Here is a 15,194-nt window from a genome sequence, read left to right on the forward strand (position 1 = left end):
AAAAATATACTCCATACCATTAAAGAAGATTATGTCCGATCAAAACAAGCCAGCCACGCCCAAGCAGAACAAGAAGCCTGAAAGCAAATACCCGGTCAACATGACGGAAACCCCGTTCCCGATGCGCGGCGACATGGCCAAGCGCGAGCCGCAATGGGTACAGCAATGGCAAGACAAGAAGATTTACGAGCGCGTGCGCAAGGCTGCCGCCGGCCGCCCGAAATTCATCCTGCATGACGGCCCGCCGTACGCGAATGGCGATATCCACCTGGGCCACGCCGTCAACAAGATCCTGAAGGACATGGTCGTCAAGTCGCGCTCGCTGGCCGGCTTCGACGCGCCGTACGTGCCGGGCTGGGATTGCCACGGCATGCCGATCGAGATTCAGATCGAAAAACTGCACGGCAAGAACCTGCCAACGGCCGAAGTGCTGGAAAAGGCCCGCGCCTACGCCAACGTGCAGGTCGAGCGCCAGAAAAAGGATTTCATCCGCCTGGGCGTGCTGGGCGAGTGGGACAACCCCTACCTGACTATGGCGCACGGCAATGAAGCCGACGAATTGCGCGCGCTGGGCAAGCTGCTGGAAAAAGGTTATGTCTACCGCGGCCTGAAGCCCGTCAACTGGTGCTTCGACTGCCAGTCGGCCTTGGCCGAGGCGGAAGTGGAATACGCGGAAAAACGCGATCCCGCCATCGACGTCGGGTTCAAATTCGCCGAGCCGGAAAAACTGGCGGCCGCCTTCGGCCTGCCTTCCCTGCCGACCGATAACGGTTTCATCGTCATCTGGACCACCACGCCGTGGACCATCCCGTCGAACCAGGCCCTGAACGTACACCCGGAAGTCAAATATGCGCTGGTGAAAGCCGAGCGCGATGGCCAGCCGCTGCTGCTGATCCTGGCGCAAGACCTGGTCGTCGCCAGCCTGGCGCGCTTCAAGCTCGATGGCACGACCATCGCCACGTGCGACGGCGCGGCCCTGGCCGGCATCAGCTTCCGCCACCCGCTGCATGCGGCCGACGCGTTCTATGACCGCTTGTCGCCTTTGTACCTGGCCGAATACGTGACCACGGAAAGCGGCACGGGCGTGGTGCACTCGGCGCCAGCCTACGGCCTGGACGACTTCATCTCGTGCAAGGCGCACGGCATGAAGGACGACGACATCATCAAGCCCGTCATGGGCGACGGCAAGTTCGCCTCGACCCTGCCCCTGTTCGGCGGCATGACCATCTGGGAAGCGTCGAAGCCGATCTGCAACGCCTTGCGCGAAGCGGGCGCGCTGTTCGAAGTCAAGATGTTCGACCACAGCTACATGCATTGCTGGCGCCACAAGACGCCGATCATCTACCGCGCCACCTCGCAGTGGTTCGCCGGCATGGACGTGACGCCGAAGGACGGGGGCGCAACCCTGCGCGAAACGGCCTTGCAAGGCATCGCCGACACCGAGTTCTTCCCGGACTGGGGCCAGGCGCGCCTGCACGGCATGATCGCCAACCGTCCCGACTGGACCCTGTCGCGCCAGCGCCAGTGGGGCGTGCCGATGGCCTTCATCGTGCACAAGGAAACGGGCGACCTGCATCCGCGCACGCCGGAACTGCTGGAGCAAGTGGCCAAGCTGATCGAAAAGGACGGCATCGAGGCATGGCAGGCACTGGACTTGAAAGACCTGATCGGCGACGAAGCGGCCATCTACGCCAAGAACAAGGACACGCTGGACGTGTGGTTCGATTCCGGCGCCACGCACCAGACGGTGCTGGGCGGCCCGCAAGGCCATGGCTCGCACTCGACGCAGCTGCAATTCCCGGCCGACCTGTACCTGGAAGGCTCGGACCAGCATCGCGGCTGGTTCCACTCGTCCCTGCTCGTGTCGTCGATGCTGAACGGCCGTCCGCCGTACAAAGCCCTGCTGACGCACGGCTTCACGGTCGATGGCGAAGGCAAGAAGATGTCCAAGTCGCTGGGCAATACCCTGGCGCCGCAAAAGATCTCGGACACCCTGGGCGCGGACATCCTGCGCCTGTGGATCGCGTCGACCGACTACACGGGCGAGCTGTCGATCTCCGACGAGATCCTGAAACGCGTGACGGAATCGTATCGCCGCATCCGTAACACCCTGCGCTTCCTGCTGGCCAATACGTCGGACTTCAATCCGGCCACGGACGCCGTGCCGGTGGCGGAAATGTTCGAAATCGACCGCTATGCGCTGGCCAACATGGCGTCGCTGCAAACGCAGATCGAGAACAACTACGCGCGCTACGAGTTCCATCCGGTGGTGTCGAAGCTGCAGACGTACTGCTCGGAAGACCTGGGCGGCTTCTACCTGGACATCCTGAAAGACCGTTTGTACACCTCGGGCCTGACGTCGCACGCGCGCCGTTCCGCGCAGACGGCACTGTGGCACATCACGCAAAGCCTGCTGCGCCTGATGGCCCCTGCCCTGTCGTTCACGGCCGAAGAAGCATGGGCCGTCTTCGCAGGAAGCGAAGCCTATGCCGCCAGCGATGAAACCATCTTCACGCAAACCTGGTGGCAGTTGCCGGAAGTTTCGGACGCCGCCGGCCTGCTGGAGAAATACACGGCACTGCGCGCCGTGCGCACGGACGTGACAAAACAGCTGGAAGACTTGCGCACCTCGGGCGCCATCGGTTCATCGCTGCAGGCGGAACTGACGATCAAGGCCGCGCCTATGAAGTACAAGCTGTTGACCACCCTGGGCGAGGACTTGAAGTTCGTCTTCATCACCTCGCAAGCCACGGTGGCCGAGGTGGCCGACGAAGCGGCAGAGGAAGTGGTCGTAGCCGCGTCGACGGCGCCGAAATGCGAGCGCTGCTGGCACTACCGTAGCGACGTGGGCACGGACGCCGCGCATGCTACCCTGTGCGGCCGCTGCGTCAGCAATCTGTTTGGCAAGGGCGAATCGCGCCGTTTCGCATAGACTGTCACCCCGGGGCGCTGCCTGCGTCCCGCTTCCAACCGCCGCCTGCCACCAGGCGGCGGCTTTATCTTCCCTGGAAAAATATGGCCACTAAAAACCGTTTTTCATCGAAATCGTCATCCTCGGCGTCGCTCGTGCCCTGGCTGGGCATTGCCGCCATCGTCATCCTGTTCGACCAGATCACCAAGATCACGATCCTGAAGACCTTCCGCTATGCGCAAGAGATGGTCATCACCTCGTATTTCAACCTGGTGCTCGCGTATAACAAGGGCGCCGCGTTCAGCTTCCTGTCCGACCAGGGCGGCTGGCAGCGCTATTTCTTCACCGGCATCGCCCTGGCGGCCGCCATCTACATCATCTATCTGCTGAAAAAGCACGCCGGCCAGCGCATGTTCTGCTGGGCCCTGGCGCTGATACTCGGCGGCGCGCTGGGCAACGCCATCGACCGCCTGATGTACGGCCACGTCGTCGATTTCCTCGACTTCCACTGGAAAAGCTGGGGCCATTTCCCCGCTTTCAATATCGCCGACAGCGCCATCTGCATCGGCGCGGCCCTGTTCATCATCGATGAACTGCGCCGGGTAAACAAATAGACACGCAGGAGAACGGCATGGAATTGTCCGGCAAAAAAATCGTTCTGGGACTTTCGGGCGGCGTCGCCTGCTACAAGGCGGCGGAACTGTGCCGCGCGCTGACAAAGGCCGGCGCCTCGGTGCAAGTGGTGATGACGGATGCGGCCAGCCACTTCATCACGGCCGTCACGATGCAGGCCCTGTCCGGCCACCCCGTGCACACGAGCCAGTGGGATGCGCGCATCGACAACAACATGGCGCATATCGATTTGACGCGCCATGCGGACGCCATCCTGATCGCGCCGTGTTCGGCCGATTTTCTGCGCAAGCTCGCGCACGGCGTGTGCGACGACCTGCTGTCGACCCTGTGCCTGGCCCGTCCTTCCCACCTGCCCCTGCTGGTGGCGCCGGCCATGAACGTGGAAATGTGGCAGAACCCCGCCACGCAGCGCAATGTGCAGCAGCTGCGCGACGACGGCATCAAGCTGTTCGGCCCGGCCGCCGGCGAACAGGCGTGCGGCGAAGTTGGCCTGGGCCGCATGCTGGAGCCGGAACAGCTGCTGACGGAGCTGATCGCCGCCTTCCAGCCGAAAGTCCTGGCGGGCAAGCGCGTGCTGGTCACGGCCGGCCCCACGTTCGAAGCCATCGACCCCGTGCGCGGCATCACCAATCTGTCCTCGGGCAAGATGGGCTATGCGGTGGCGCGCGCGGCGCGCGAAGCGGGCGCCGAGGTGCTGCTCATTTCCGGCCCCACGGCCCTGGACGCGCCCTTCGGCGTGCGCCGCATCGACGTGCAAAGCGCGCAGCAGATGCATGATGCCGTGCTGGCCCACGTCGACGGCCAGCATGTCTTCGTCGCTGTCGCCGCCGTGGCCGACTGGCGCGTCGCCAACGCCAGCGACCAGAAGATGAAAAAGCAGGCCGACGGCTCCGTGCCCGAACTGCAGTTCGTGCAAAAAATCCCGACATCCTTGCCACCGTGGCGGCACGCACCAACCTGGCCGGCTATCCGTACTGCGTGGGCTTTGCCGCCGAATCGGAAAACCTCGTGGAATTCGGCTCGACCAAGCGAGAAAAGAAGGGGATTCCCCTCCTGGTCGGCAATATCGGCCAGAACACGTTCGGTCAGGACGACAACACCATCATCCTGTTCGACGAGGAAGGCCATACCGTGCTGCCGCGCGCCTCGAAACTGAACCTGGCGCGCCAGCTGATTTCGGAAATCTCGAAACGCCTGGCAAAAAATTCACTGCTCAAATAATCCATTTTTAGACGACTTAGCTTCAATGAAAAATATCGACATCAAGATCCTCGACGCCCGCATGAAAGAACTGCTGCCAGCCTACGCCACGCCGGGCAGCGCCGGCCTGGATCTGCGCGCCTGCATCGATGAAGCCATCACCATCGAAGCGGGCCAGACCGTGCTCATTCCCACCGGCCTGGCCATCCACATCGGCGACCCGTCGTATGCGGCCATGATTTTGCCGCGCAGCGGCATGGGCCACAAAAACGGCATCGTATTGGGGAATCTGGTAGGCTTGATCGACTCCGATTATCAGGGCCAGCTGATGGTATCGACCTGGAACCGGGGCCAGAGCGCTTTCACGCTCAATCCCATGGAACGCCTGGCGCAACTGATTATCGTGCCGGTGCTGCAAGTGGGCTTTAACGTCGTCGAGGAATTCGGCGACAGCGAACGCGGTGTTGGCGGTTTCGGCAGCACCGGCAAACATTAAGGATTTTCTCATGCCAGGTTTCCGCCATCTGATCCCAGCCCCGACTTCGCTGCGCCATCTGGCCTCGCCACTGCTGGTGGCTTGCGTTGCCCTTCTCTCTGCCTGCACCACGCCAACGACGCATGTCAGCGGTCCGTTCAACGTCGTGCCGGCACCCGATGCGCCCGCCCCGACGGCGCAGCAAAAGGCGGCGCAGGAAGAACTGGTGAAGATGGTGGCCCTGCAGGACCGCCTGTCGAAAGTCTCGGCGCCCCTGCTGATCAACAATGCGGACCTGTGCAAGACGTATGCGCGCAACCTGCTGGGCTTCACGGCGCAGAACAAGTATTCCTACCCTGGCATCTATGCCGACGCGGCCCAGGCGGCGCTCGGCTACGGCGAACAGATGCAGGTCTCCGGCGTCTTGCCGGGCAGCGGCGCCGCGCGCGCCGGCTTGCGCAAGGGCGACGGCTTGCTGGCCGCCGAAGGCAAGCCGCTGCCGGCCGGCCCGAAAGCGGAAGGCCCGTTCGGCGCCATCGTCGGCCCGCTGGCCTCGAAAAGCGCGAGCCTGAACATGACCATCGCCCGCGATGGCCAGCAGCAGGACCTGAAGATTCCCGTCACGCGCGCCTGCGCCTTCCGCGTCGCCCTGGGCAATGCGGACAATGTCAACGCCTACTCGGACGGCGCGCGCATCATGCTCACGCGCGGCATGGTCAATGCGGCGCAAAACGACGAAGGCATCGCCTTTGTCATCGCCCGCGAAATGGCGCACAACATCCTCGACCACGCGCGCAGCCAGCGCACGGCAGGCACGGCAGGCAGCATCATCGACAGCCTGGGCGCCGTGCAGCCCGACGTGTCGATGCTGACGGGCGCCGCCGGCATCAAGGCCATGCCGCAGGAACTCGACGTGCAAGCCGACACCCTGGCCATCTACCTGCTGGCGCGCGCCGGCTACAACGTCGACAACGCGGCCCGCTTCTGGCAGCGCATGGCCACGCAAGTACCGGCCACGGTCGCCAATGGCTACACGGCGCTGCACCCGGGGACCAACTCGCGCATGGCCGCCGTGAACCGCGCCGTCACCGACGTGCGCGCCAAGCAGGCGGCGAAGAAACCGCTCAAGCCTTAGAACGCCTGCCATAACCTACTGCGCGTCGCGCTTTGCGGTCTGCGATGCTCACTGTGCTCAAGCACAGTTGCACTTCTCGGCCACAAATCGCTGCCGCTCGCTACGGTTCTGTCAGACGTTCTTCATCCTGATCAAACAGGGTTTGCTCAGGCCCCCGGGAAGTTGGGGAAGTAGGTGCCCATGATCCAGGTCAGGGCACCGCAGAACACCACGGCTAAAAACAGGACGATGAGCAGCTTGCCGAACTTGGGAATACCCTCTTCTTGCGTCTTGACTTCATTTGACATGAAAATTCTCCGCAGGGTGATGGAACAGGTAGTATATCCACAATCTTGAATACTTTTCCATACTTTGCCGCGTACCTGCGGCTTTCCTCCTGCGCGCCATGGACAGCATCGACCTTGAAGTTCTGAAAACCAGCGCCGCCTGGCTCGACGCCGGCCACCGCTGCGAACTCGTTACCGTCATCAAGACCTGGGGTTCCAGCCCCCGCCCCGTGGGCGCCACCCTGGCCATCTGCGACGATGGCACGGTGGTCGGCTCTGTTTCCGGCGGCTGCATCGAAGATGATTTGATCGACACCGTGCGCGTGCATGGCATCGTGCGCACGCTGCCGGAAATCGTCAGCTACGGCATCAGCGCCGACGAGGCGCACCGCTTCGGCCTGCCCTGCGGCGGCACCATCGAACTGGCCATCGAGCCGCTGCATGCGGGCAGCCGCGTGGCCGAACTGCTGGCGCGCCTGGAAGCCCATGAACTGGTCGAGCGCCGCCTCGACTTGCGCAGCGGCGCCGTCACCCTGCAGCGCGCCACGCCGGGCGCCGTGCTGGCACTGGACGATGGCGTACTCACCACGCAGCATGGCCCGCGCTGGCGCCTGCTGATCATCGGCGCCAGCCAGCTGTCGCGCTTCGTGGCGCAAATCGCCACGGCCATGGATTACCACGTCATCGTCTGCGACCCGCGCGAGGAATACCGGGGCGGCTGGAACGTGCCCGGCGTGCCCCTGCTGCACGCCATGCCCGACGATCTCGTGCTGGAATTAAAGCTCGACAGCCGCAGCGCCGTCGTCGCCCTCACGCACGATCCCAAGCTCGATGACCTGGCCCTGATGGAAGCGCTCAAGTCCCCTGCGTTCTACGTGGGCGCCATCGGCTCGCGCGCCAACAACGCCAGGCGCCGCGAACGGCTGCTGCAGTTCGACGTCAGCGCGGAACAGCTGGCGCGCCTGCATGGCCCCATCGGCCTGTACATCGGCAGCAAGACGCCGGCCGAAATCGCCATTTCCATCCTGGCCGAACTGACGGCCGTGAAAAATGGCGTGCCCGACGCCCTGCAGATCCAGCACGCGGCGGCCCTGAGCCCGCCCACCACCGACATCTGCGCGCGCTGAAGGCAAACAGCAAGAAACGCGGTGCGCCCGCATCGCCTCCCTGATACCGTCTTTGACTTTGGCCTACCATGACCCTGCTGCACTGGACCCTCCCCCTTCCCGCCGGCTACCGCCGCGACGATGTCATCGCCTTCCACAGCCGCGATGCGCAAGCCGTGGCCGAACAAGTCACGCCGATGGGCCTGCGCAAGGGTATTTTGCTGCGCGGCGTGCCCGTGGTGCTGGACGTGGCGTTCACGGACGCCGCGGCCATCTGCCGCGCCGACATCGACAGCGATGACGATGCCGGTCTTCAAACGCCGCTGCCTGGCGCCCTGCTCAATATCCTCGGCCTGCGCATCGACCCGCAGCCGTTCGCGCAACTGGCCGCCGGCGACACGCTGCTGGCGCCTTTGGTCCGGCGCAATCCGGGCTTGCGCATCGTGCAGTCGGCCAGTCCCTTCGAGGCGCTGACCTGGGCCATCATCGGCCAGCAGATCAACCTGCCGTTCGCCATCGCCCTGCGCCGCACCTTCATCTTGCAGGCGGGACGCCAGCACGGCAACGGCTTGTGGTGCTATCCCGAGGCGCGCGACGTGGCCAGGCTGGAAATCGAGGATTTGACCAGCCACAAATTCTCGCGCGCCAAGGCCGAAACCGTGCTGCGCCTGGCCCACCTCGTCAACGATGGGGAGCTGTCGCTGGAGCTGCCGCCCTCCGGCGACGTGGCGGCCATTTCGCAGGCGCTGCTGGGCGTGAAGGGCATCGGCCCGTGGACTGTCAATTACGCGCTGCTGCGCGGCTACGGCTATGCCGACTGCTCGCTGCATGGCGACGTGGCCATCCGCGCCGCCCTGCAAAAGCTGCTCGGCGAAGAGAGCAAGCCGGACATGGCGCGCACGGAACAGTGGCTGCGCCAGTACGCGCCGCACCGCACCATGGCGGCCGCCCACCTGTGGGCCAGCCTGCATGCGCCGGAAATAAATATTTTGCCTGCGCGGGAATAAACGGCGGGCGGCATGCGTCTATCCCTTGCAAGCCCTCAAAACCTCAAGGAGACCATCATGCGCTTTACCACTTTCGCCGCCACCGCCCTTTTCACCGCCTTGTCCGCCCCGCTGGCCTTTGCCGCCGACGTCATGCCGGCCAACGGCATGCTGGTCAACGCCAGCGGTATGACCGTGTATGTGTTCGACAAGGATGTCGCCGACAGCGGCAAGAGCGCCTGCAGCGGCGGCTGCCTGGTGGCCTGGCCCGCCGTCATCGCCACCGCAGCGGCGCCCGCCGCCCCGTATGGCAGCATCAAGCGCGAAGACAACGGCGTCATGCAGCTGACCTACAAGGGCAAGCCCCTGTATTTGTACAAGGAAGACAAGAAACCGGGCGACGTGGCCGGCGACAATTTCAAGAACGTGTGGCACGTCGTCAAGCCCTAAGCCCCCCCCTCCCGCCGCCACGATGACCACGCAAGAGGACAGCCGCACACTGCAAGCCTGCCTGCCCGGCCTGCGCCGCTATGCGCGCGCGCTGGTGGGCGCCGTGCACGCGGACGACCTGGTGCAGGACACCGTGGAACGGGCCTGGCGCAAGTTCGACCAGTGGCAACGGGGTGGCGAGATGCGGCCCTGGCTGTTTTCCATCATGCACAATCTGCACGTGGATCAATTGCGCCGCCCCGGCCTGGCGCTGCAGGAGCTCGACGACGACGCCCTGCTGCCCGCCCCGGAGCACGCGCCGGGGCAAGCCATCGCCATCGGCGAAATGGATGCGGCGCTGGCCCGTTTGCCGCTGGGGCAGCGCGAAGTCATCCTGCTTGTCGCGCTTGAACAGATGCCGTATGAGCAGGTGGCGTCCACCCTGGGCATCCCCGTCGGCACGGTCATGTCGCGGCTGTCGCGCGGGCGCGAACGGCTGCGCGAACTGCTCGATGGCCGCCCAGCCGGCAGCCATGGCGCCCCTACCCTGAAAGTCGTGAAATGACAACGCAAGCCATCAGCGAAGCGCAATTGCACGCCCTGGCCGACGGCATCCTGCCCCAGGCGCAGCGCGCGGCTGTCGACGCCCACCTGCGCGCACACCCCGAGGATGCCGCCAGGGTGGACGCCTGGCGCGAACAGAACCGGCAATTGCGTGCCCTGTTCGACCCCGTGCTGGACGAAGCCGTGCCACCGGACCTGCTGCAGGCGGCATCGCCACCGGCGGCGAACGGCGCTTGGCAGCACCACGCCATGCAGGCTGCAGCGGCCATCGTGCTGCTCATCGCCGGCGGCATGGGCGGCTGGATGCTGCGCGGCGATGGCGGCGACATGCGGACCACCAGCGCCAGCCCGATGTCCCTGGCGCGCAGCGCCGCCATCGCCCATGCCGTCTACACGCCCGAAGTGCGCCATCCCGTGGAAGTGGGTGCCGAACAGGAGGCGCACCTGGTGCAATGGCTGTCGAAACGCCTGGGCAGCAAATTGCAGCCGCCCGCGCTGTCACCGCTCGGCTATCACCTGATCGGCGGCCGCCTGCTGCCCGGCGATGGCGACGGCCCCGTGGCGCAATTCATGTACGAAGATGGCGGCGGCAAGCGCCTGACCCTGTATGTGGCCAAAGAACGGGCCGGCAGGCAGGAAACGGCCTTCCGCTATACGCAGGAAAAGGAGCTGAGCGTGTTTTACTGGATCGACGGCCAGCTTGGTTATGCCCTCTCGGCGAGCCTGCCCAAACGGGAGCTGGGCAAGATCGCCAACGCCGTGTATGCGCAGCTGGAGCAAGCCCGCTAAGCCCCGCCATCCATGCGCAAGTGCGCTGAACGCCAGCGCGCTATCAGTCCAGCGCACGCCGCAGTTCCGCATACGCGTCGACCAGCCGCTCCTTTGAATAGCCGCGATTGAGCCCACTGGGATTGGGCAAGATCCACACGCGCGCGCCGCCGAAGCGCTCCGGCTGTTCGCCCCACTCCAGCTGGCGCTTCCCCGTCATCGCCGCGTAGGCAGCCTTGCCCAGGAAGGCGATCCACTGTGGCTGCAGCAATGCCAGTTTATGCCGCAGGCCCGCCGCCGCTTGCGCGAACTCGTCCGCCCCCACCTGGTCAGCGCGGCTGGTCGGGCGCCCGACGGCCGCCGTCAAACCCAGCCCGAAACCGAGCACGCTGGCATCGTCTTGCGGCGCCACCAGATGCGGCGTGAAGCCGGCCAGGTGCAGCACCGGCCAGAAACGGTTGCCGCGGCCGAGAAAATGGTGGCCGGCCGCCGCCGCGTCCACGCCCGGATTGAGGCCGCAAAAAACCACTTGCAAGCCGGGAGCGAGAATATCGGGCAAGCCCGGCGCCGTTGTGAGGTATGTCATGAAAACTCCAATATCAGAAGCCGCAGTATGCCACCGGCCCCATGTCCTGCAGCGCAGGGCGGGCGGTGCTACCATCCCGTACTGATGCGCTCATCCGTATGGTGGATGGCCGTCGCGCTTTCCCGCACCATCCTACACCGAGGAATACACATGACGACCCTGACCATCAATGGCAAGCAGCACGAGCTTGCGCTGCCTGAAGACACTCCCCTGCTGTGGGCCCTGCGCGACGAACTGGGCATGACCGGCACCAAATTCGGCTGCGGCATGGCCCTGTGCGGCGCCTGCACCGTGCACCTCGATGGCGAAGCCATCCGCTCCTGCGTGACGCCGATGTCGGCCGCCGCCGGCAAGAAGATCACCACCATCGAAGCCGTGGGCGAAGACAAGGTCGGCCTGGCGCTGCAGCAGGCATGGCAGGAACACGGCGTGCCCCAATGCGGCTACTGTCAGGCCGGGCAGATCATGTCGGCCACGGCCCTGCTGCACAAGACCCCAAGACCGAACGACCAGCAAATCCGCGAAGCGATGAGCGGCAATATCTGCCGCTGCGGCACCTATACTCGCATCCACGCGGCCATCAAGCAGGCCGCGACCAGCATCAACGCGAAAGGAGCGGCCAAATGAGCATGCATGACACTCCTGCCGCACATTCGCCTGCGCGGCGCAACTGGCTCAAGGCCGCCGGCGCGCTGGCCGGTTTGACCCTGGTGGCCGGCCCTTCCGGCCTCGTGATGGCGGCCGATGCCGTCAAATACGGCGGCGAGAAGATGGCTGGCGGCGTGGTCGACGACAGCCTGGTCTTCCTGTCGGTCGGTGCCGACGGCATCGTCACCATCGTGGCGCACCGCTCCGAAATGGGCCAGGGCATCCGCACCAGCCTGCCCATGGTGGCGGCCGACGAACTGGGTGCCGACTGGGCGCAGGTGCGCGTGCAGCAGGCGCCCGCCGACGAAGCGCGCTACGGCAGCCAGGATACGGACGGCTCGCGCAGCATGCGCCACTCGTTCCGCGCCATGCGCCACGTGGGCGCCACCGCGCGCCTGATGCTGGAAACGGCGGCCGCCGTGCGCTGGGACGTACCCGTGACGGAAGTCAAAGCCGTCAACCACGCGGTCGTGCATGCGGCCAGCGGACGCTCGCTGTCCTTTGGCGCCCTGGCCGAAGAAGCGGCCAAATTGCCGGTGCCGCCACGCGCGCGCATCAGCCTGAAAACGGCGGGCGAGCTGCGCTACATCGGCCAAACCAGCACGCGCGGCATCGACTTGCACGACATCGTCACGGGCAATACCCACTTCGGCATCGATACGCGCCTCGACGGCATGGCGTACGCCGTCATCGCCCGCCCTCCCGTCTTTGGCGGCAGGCTGAAAAGCGTGGACAAGACGGCGGCCCTGAAAGTGCCGGGCGTGCTGCGCATCGTCGAACTGGCGGGCAGTCCGCCGCCGGCCATGTTCAATCCGCTGGGCGGCGTGGCCGTCATCGCCAGCAACACCTGGGCCGCCATCAAGGGCCGCGAAGCGCTGGTTCTGGAATGGGAAGATGGCCCGAACGGCAGCTACGATTCGAAGACCTTCCGCAAGACCCTGGAAGCGGCCGTGCGACAGCCGGCCAGCCCGGCGCGCGACCAGGGCAAGACGGTGGCCACGCTGGCCGCCGCTCCCGCCGCGCGGAAATTCAGTGCCGAATACTATCTGCCCCACCTGGCCCACGCCACCATGGAGCCGCCCGCCGCCACCGTGCGCATCGCCAACGGCAAGGCCGAAGTGTGGGCCTGCGTGCAGGCGCCGCAAGCGACGCGCAGCAATGTGGCCAAGGCCCTGGGCCTGGCGTATGACGACGTGACCGTCCACGTGACCCTGCTCGGCGGCGGCTTCGGGCGCAAATCGAAACCCGATTTCGCCGTCGAGGCGGCGCTGCTGTCGAAAGCCATGGATGGCGCGCCCGTCAAGCTGACGTGGACGCGCGACGACGACCTGCAGCACGACTACCTGCACACGGTGTCCGTCGAACGGCTGGAAGCGTCGCTGGACGCGAAAGGCATGCCGACGGCCTGGCTGCACCGCACGGCCGCGCCCACCATCACCTCGACCTTTGCCGCCGGCGCGAACAGGCAGGCGCCGTTCGAGCTGGGCATGTCGGCCATCAACGTGCCGTTCGCCATTGCGAACATCCGCGTCGAGGTGCCGGAAGTGCCGGCCCACACGCGCATCGGCTGGTTCCGTTCCGTGTCGAACATCCCGCACGCATTTGCCATCCAGTCGTTCACGGCCGAACTGGCGCATGCGGCGAAGAAGGACCATCGCGACTACCTGCTCGCGCTGCTGGGCCCCGCGCGCAAGATCAACCCGGCCGACCTGTCGGACGGCTGGAACTATGGCGAAGATCCGGCGAAGTATCCGGTCGACATCGGCCGCATGCGCCACGTGATCGAGCTGGCGACGGCCAAGGCGGGCTGGGGCCGCAAGCTGCCCAAGGGACGGGGGCTGGGCCTGGCCGTGTCCTACAGCTTTGTCACCTATGTGGCGGCCGTGATCGAAGTGGAGATCAATGCGGCCGGCGAAGTCATCGTGCCGAGGGTCGACATCGCCATGGATTGCGGCCCGCAAATCAACCCGGACCGCGTGCGCTCGCAGATCGAGGGCGCCTGCATCATGGGCCTGTCGCTGGCCATGAGCGGCGAAATCAGTTTCAAGAATGGCAGGGTCGAGCAAAGCAATTTCCACAACTACGCCGTGCTGCGCGCCGCCGACGCGCCGCGCGTGATCCACACGCACCTGGTGCCGGGCACCCTGGACATGGAGCTGGGCGGCGTGGGCGAACCGGCCACGCCGCCCATCGCGCCAGCCCTGTGCAACGCCATCTTCGCGGCCACGGGCAAGCGCATCCGCGCCCTGCCCGTGGGCATGCAGCTGGCGAAAAAGGCTTAGGTCCGCCGCGCGGCAGGCAACTGCAGCAGCAACGCTGCAGCGGCGACCAGGGCGGCACCGGCCGCCAGCAGCCACATGGGCCAGTCGAGCAGGAGCAGCACCCCGCCGGTGGCCGCGCCAATGGCGCTGCCCAGGTACAACGCCGATTCGTTGAGGGCGATGGCCAGGTTGCCATCGCCCTGCCGCGCGCGCACGGCCAGCAGTTGCTGGTTCTGCGGCACTTGCAGGGCCCAGCCAGCCGCGCCCCACAGCACGATCGGCGCCAGCATCAGCCAGGCCGACCAGCCGGCCGCCAGCGGCAGCGCGCCCAAGGCCAGCGCCAGCAGCAGCAAGATAAGCCAGGTCAGTTTCGGCGCCGCCACCTTGTCCGCCCACGGTCCGACCAGCACGCTGCCCGCGATCCCCCCCACGCCCCAGGCCCACAGGAAGGGCGTGGCGGACACCGCCGCCCCCTGCGCCGACCACGCCAGCAACGGCGCGATAAACGTGTACATGCCCAGGCTGGCGATGGCCGCCAGCAGCGATACCAGCAGGATGGACAGCACCTGCCCATCGGCCAGCAAGGCCAGCTTGCGGCGCAGCGACGTGGCCGGCACCGCCGGCAGCGCGGGCAGCTTCCACAGCAAGCCCGCCAGCGCCAGCCCGCCAAGGACGGCGACCAGCCACAGGGCCGCAGTCCAGCCCAGCTGCTGCGCCAGCAGCAAACTCAAGGGCACGCCCAGCACCGTGCCGCCCGCCATGCCGCCCATGATCACGCCGATGGCCTTGCCCCGCTGCTGCGGCGCCGACACGCCGGCCGCCGCCGCGATACCCAGCGCCAGGTAGACGCCCGCACCGACGCCGGCAATGGCGCGCCATGCCAGCAAACCGCTGAAACCGGGCGCCAGCGCGCTGGCCCCGTTCGCCAGCACGAACACTGTCAGGGCGATCAGGAGGCCCGAGCGCTGCGCGCGCGCCGGCAGCAAGGCCACCACCAGCGGCGAGCCGAGGCCATAGGCCAGCGTAAACGCCGTCACCAGTTGCGCCGCCATCGCCAGGGAGATGGAAAAGGCACTGGCAATCATCGGCATCAAGCCCGCCGTCACATACGACGCCATGCCCAGCGCGAACGCGCCCATGGCGATCAGGTAGACGGTGGCAGGCAGCACGGCGGTGGCAGGCGCGAGGCTACTGGAGGAGGAAGAGTCGGACATGGGCAAGCTTTC

Annotated in this window: 14 protein-coding genes and 1 pseudogene; 12 read left to right on the forward strand and 3 right to left on the reverse strand. The window is 65.9% G+C overall.

Annotation, left to right across the window (positions count from 1 at the left end):
- The first annotated feature begins 31 nt into the window (after window positions 1-31).
- The 5 genes and pseudogenes from ileS (at window position 32) to JAB1_RS18490 (ending at window position 6,354) form a co-directional block, all read left to right on the forward strand.
- On the forward strand, window positions 32-2,932 hold the full coding sequence (gene ileS, locus JAB1_RS18470; RefSeq protein WP_070281323.1) for an isoleucine--tRNA ligase: 2,901 nt from the start codon (window positions 32-34) through the stop codon (window positions 2,930-2,932).
- A gap of 83 nt (window positions 2,933-3,015) precedes the next feature.
- Complete coding sequence (gene lspA, locus JAB1_RS18475; protein WP_034754175.1) at window positions 3,016-3,525, forward strand: signal peptidase II; 510 nt, start codon at window positions 3,016-3,018, stop codon at window positions 3,523-3,525.
- Window positions 3,526-3,542: 17 nt separating this feature from the next.
- Window positions 3,543-4,765: pseudogene (gene coaBC / locus JAB1_RS18480) on the forward strand (bifunctional phosphopantothenoylcysteine decarboxylase/phosphopantothenate--cysteine ligase CoaBC).
- A 25-nt stretch (window positions 4,766-4,790) separates the two neighbouring features.
- Entirely contained in the window at window positions 4,791-5,240 is a 450-nt protein-coding gene (gene dut / locus JAB1_RS18485) for a dUTP diphosphatase (RefSeq protein ID WP_034785229.1), read from the forward strand.
- Window positions 5,241-5,250: 10 nt separating this feature from the next.
- Window positions 5,251-6,354: a M48 family metallopeptidase gene (locus JAB1_RS18490; protein ID WP_070281324.1), complete on the forward strand. Its 1,104-nt coding sequence runs from the start codon at window positions 5,251-5,253 to the stop codon at window positions 6,352-6,354.
- A gap of 146 nt (window positions 6,355-6,500) precedes the next feature.
- Here JAB1_RS18490 and JAB1_RS29975 read toward each other — a convergent pair whose 3' ends face one another.
- Entirely contained in the window at window positions 6,501-6,641 is a 141-nt protein-coding gene (locus JAB1_RS29975; protein ID WP_162835767.1) for a hypothetical protein, read from the reverse strand.
- Between the two features lie 98 nt (window positions 6,642-6,739).
- On the opposite strand from JAB1_RS29975, the gene JAB1_RS18495 reads away from it, so the two are divergent.
- The 5 genes from JAB1_RS18495 to JAB1_RS18515 all read left to right on the forward strand — a co-directional run bounded on the left by JAB1_RS18495 (window position 6,740) and on the right by JAB1_RS18515 (window position 10,494).
- Window positions 6,740-7,747 (forward strand): XdhC family protein, encoded by a 1,008-nt coding sequence (locus JAB1_RS18495; RefSeq protein WP_070281325.1) that lies wholly within the window; start codon window positions 6,740-6,742, stop codon window positions 7,745-7,747.
- A 68-nt stretch (window positions 7,748-7,815) separates the two neighbouring features.
- On the forward strand, window positions 7,816-8,733 hold the full coding sequence (locus JAB1_RS18500) for a DNA-3-methyladenine glycosylase 2 (RefSeq protein WP_070281326.1): 918 nt from the start codon (window positions 7,816-7,818) through the stop codon (window positions 8,731-8,733).
- A gap of 57 nt (window positions 8,734-8,790) precedes the next feature.
- A complete protein-coding gene (locus JAB1_RS18505) occupies window positions 8,791-9,162 on the forward strand; it encodes a hypothetical protein (protein ID WP_070281327.1) in 372 nt (123 codons plus the stop codon).
- 22 nt (window positions 9,163-9,184) lie between these two features.
- A complete protein-coding gene (locus JAB1_RS18510; protein ID WP_070253694.1) occupies window positions 9,185-9,706 on the forward strand; it encodes an RNA polymerase sigma factor in 522 nt (173 codons plus the stop codon).
- Window positions 9,703-10,494, forward strand: a complete 792-nt coding sequence (locus JAB1_RS18515; protein WP_070281328.1) for an anti-sigma factor — start codon at window positions 9,703-9,705, stop codon at window positions 10,492-10,494. The genes JAB1_RS18510 and JAB1_RS18515 overlap by 4 nt, the downstream gene beginning before the upstream one ends.
- 43 nt (window positions 10,495-10,537) lie before the next feature.
- Here the strand turns inward: JAB1_RS18515 and mug are convergent, their stop codons facing one another.
- Window positions 10,538-11,059: a G/U mismatch-specific DNA glycosylase gene (gene mug, locus JAB1_RS18520; protein ID WP_034785217.1), complete on the reverse strand. Its 522-nt coding sequence runs from the start codon at window positions 11,057-11,059 to the stop codon at window positions 10,538-10,540.
- Between the two features lie 150 nt (window positions 11,060-11,209).
- Here mug and JAB1_RS18525 point away from each other — a divergent pair, with 150 nt between their 5' ends.
- Together JAB1_RS18525 and JAB1_RS18530 are read left to right on the forward strand one after the other, a co-directional pair.
- Entirely contained in the window at window positions 11,210-11,686 is a 477-nt protein-coding gene (locus JAB1_RS18525; protein WP_070281329.1) for a (2Fe-2S)-binding protein, read from the forward strand.
- Window positions 11,683-13,989, forward strand: coding sequence for a xanthine dehydrogenase family protein molybdopterin-binding subunit (locus JAB1_RS18530; RefSeq protein ID WP_070281330.1), 2,307 nt, complete (start codon window positions 11,683-11,685; stop codon window positions 13,987-13,989). The genes JAB1_RS18525 and JAB1_RS18530 overlap by 4 nt, the downstream gene beginning before the upstream one ends.
- On the opposite strand, the gene JAB1_RS18535 is transcribed toward JAB1_RS18530, so the two are convergent.
- On the reverse strand, window positions 13,986-15,182 hold the full coding sequence (locus JAB1_RS18535; protein WP_070281331.1) for an MFS transporter: 1,197 nt from the start codon (window positions 15,180-15,182) through the stop codon (window positions 13,986-13,988). The genes JAB1_RS18530 and JAB1_RS18535 overlap by 4 nt on opposite strands.
- Between the last annotated feature and the right edge of the window lie 12 nt (window positions 15,183-15,194).

Origin of the sequence: Janthinobacterium sp. MP5059B, assembly GCF_001758645.1 — a bacterium.
Lineage (GTDB): Bacteria > Pseudomonadota > Gammaproteobacteria > Burkholderiales > Burkholderiaceae_D > Janthinobacterium > Janthinobacterium lividum.

Coding starts and splice junctions, on each gene's coding strand:
- ileS (WP_070281323.1), top strand. CDS start 32: ATGTCCGATCAAAACAAGCCAGCCACGCCCAAGCAGAACAAGAAGCCT.
- lspA (WP_034754175.1), top strand. CDS start 3,016: ATGGCCACTAAAAACCGTTTTTCATCGAAATCGTCATCCTCGGCGTCG.
- dut (WP_034785229.1), top strand. CDS start 4,791: ATGAAAAATATCGACATCAAGATCCTCGACGCCCGCATGAAAGAACTG.
- JAB1_RS18490 (WP_070281324.1), top strand. CDS start 5,251: ATGCCAGGTTTCCGCCATCTGATCCCAGCCCCGACTTCGCTGCGCCAT.
- JAB1_RS29975 (WP_162835767.1), bottom strand. CDS start 6,641: ATGTCAAATGAAGTCAAGACGCAAGAAGAGGGTATTCCCAAGTTCGGC.
- JAB1_RS18495 (WP_070281325.1), top strand. CDS start 6,740: ATGGACAGCATCGACCTTGAAGTTCTGAAAACCAGCGCCGCCTGGCTC.
- JAB1_RS18500 (WP_070281326.1), top strand. CDS start 7,816: ATGACCCTGCTGCACTGGACCCTCCCCCTTCCCGCCGGCTACCGCCGC.
- JAB1_RS18505 (WP_070281327.1), top strand. CDS start 8,791: ATGCGCTTTACCACTTTCGCCGCCACCGCCCTTTTCACCGCCTTGTCC.
- JAB1_RS18510 (WP_070253694.1), top strand. CDS start 9,185: ATGACCACGCAAGAGGACAGCCGCACACTGCAAGCCTGCCTGCCCGGC.
- JAB1_RS18515 (WP_070281328.1), top strand. CDS start 9,703: ATGACAACGCAAGCCATCAGCGAAGCGCAATTGCACGCCCTGGCCGAC.
- mug (WP_034785217.1), bottom strand. CDS start 11,059: ATGACATACCTCACAACGGCGCCGGGCTTGCCCGATATTCTCGCTCCC.
- JAB1_RS18525 (WP_070281329.1), top strand. CDS start 11,210: ATGACGACCCTGACCATCAATGGCAAGCAGCACGAGCTTGCGCTGCCT.
- JAB1_RS18530 (WP_070281330.1), top strand. CDS start 11,683: ATGAGCATGCATGACACTCCTGCCGCACATTCGCCTGCGCGGCGCAAC.
- JAB1_RS18535 (WP_070281331.1), bottom strand. CDS start 15,182: ATGTCCGACTCTTCCTCCTCCAGTAGCCTCGCGCCTGCCACCGCCGTG.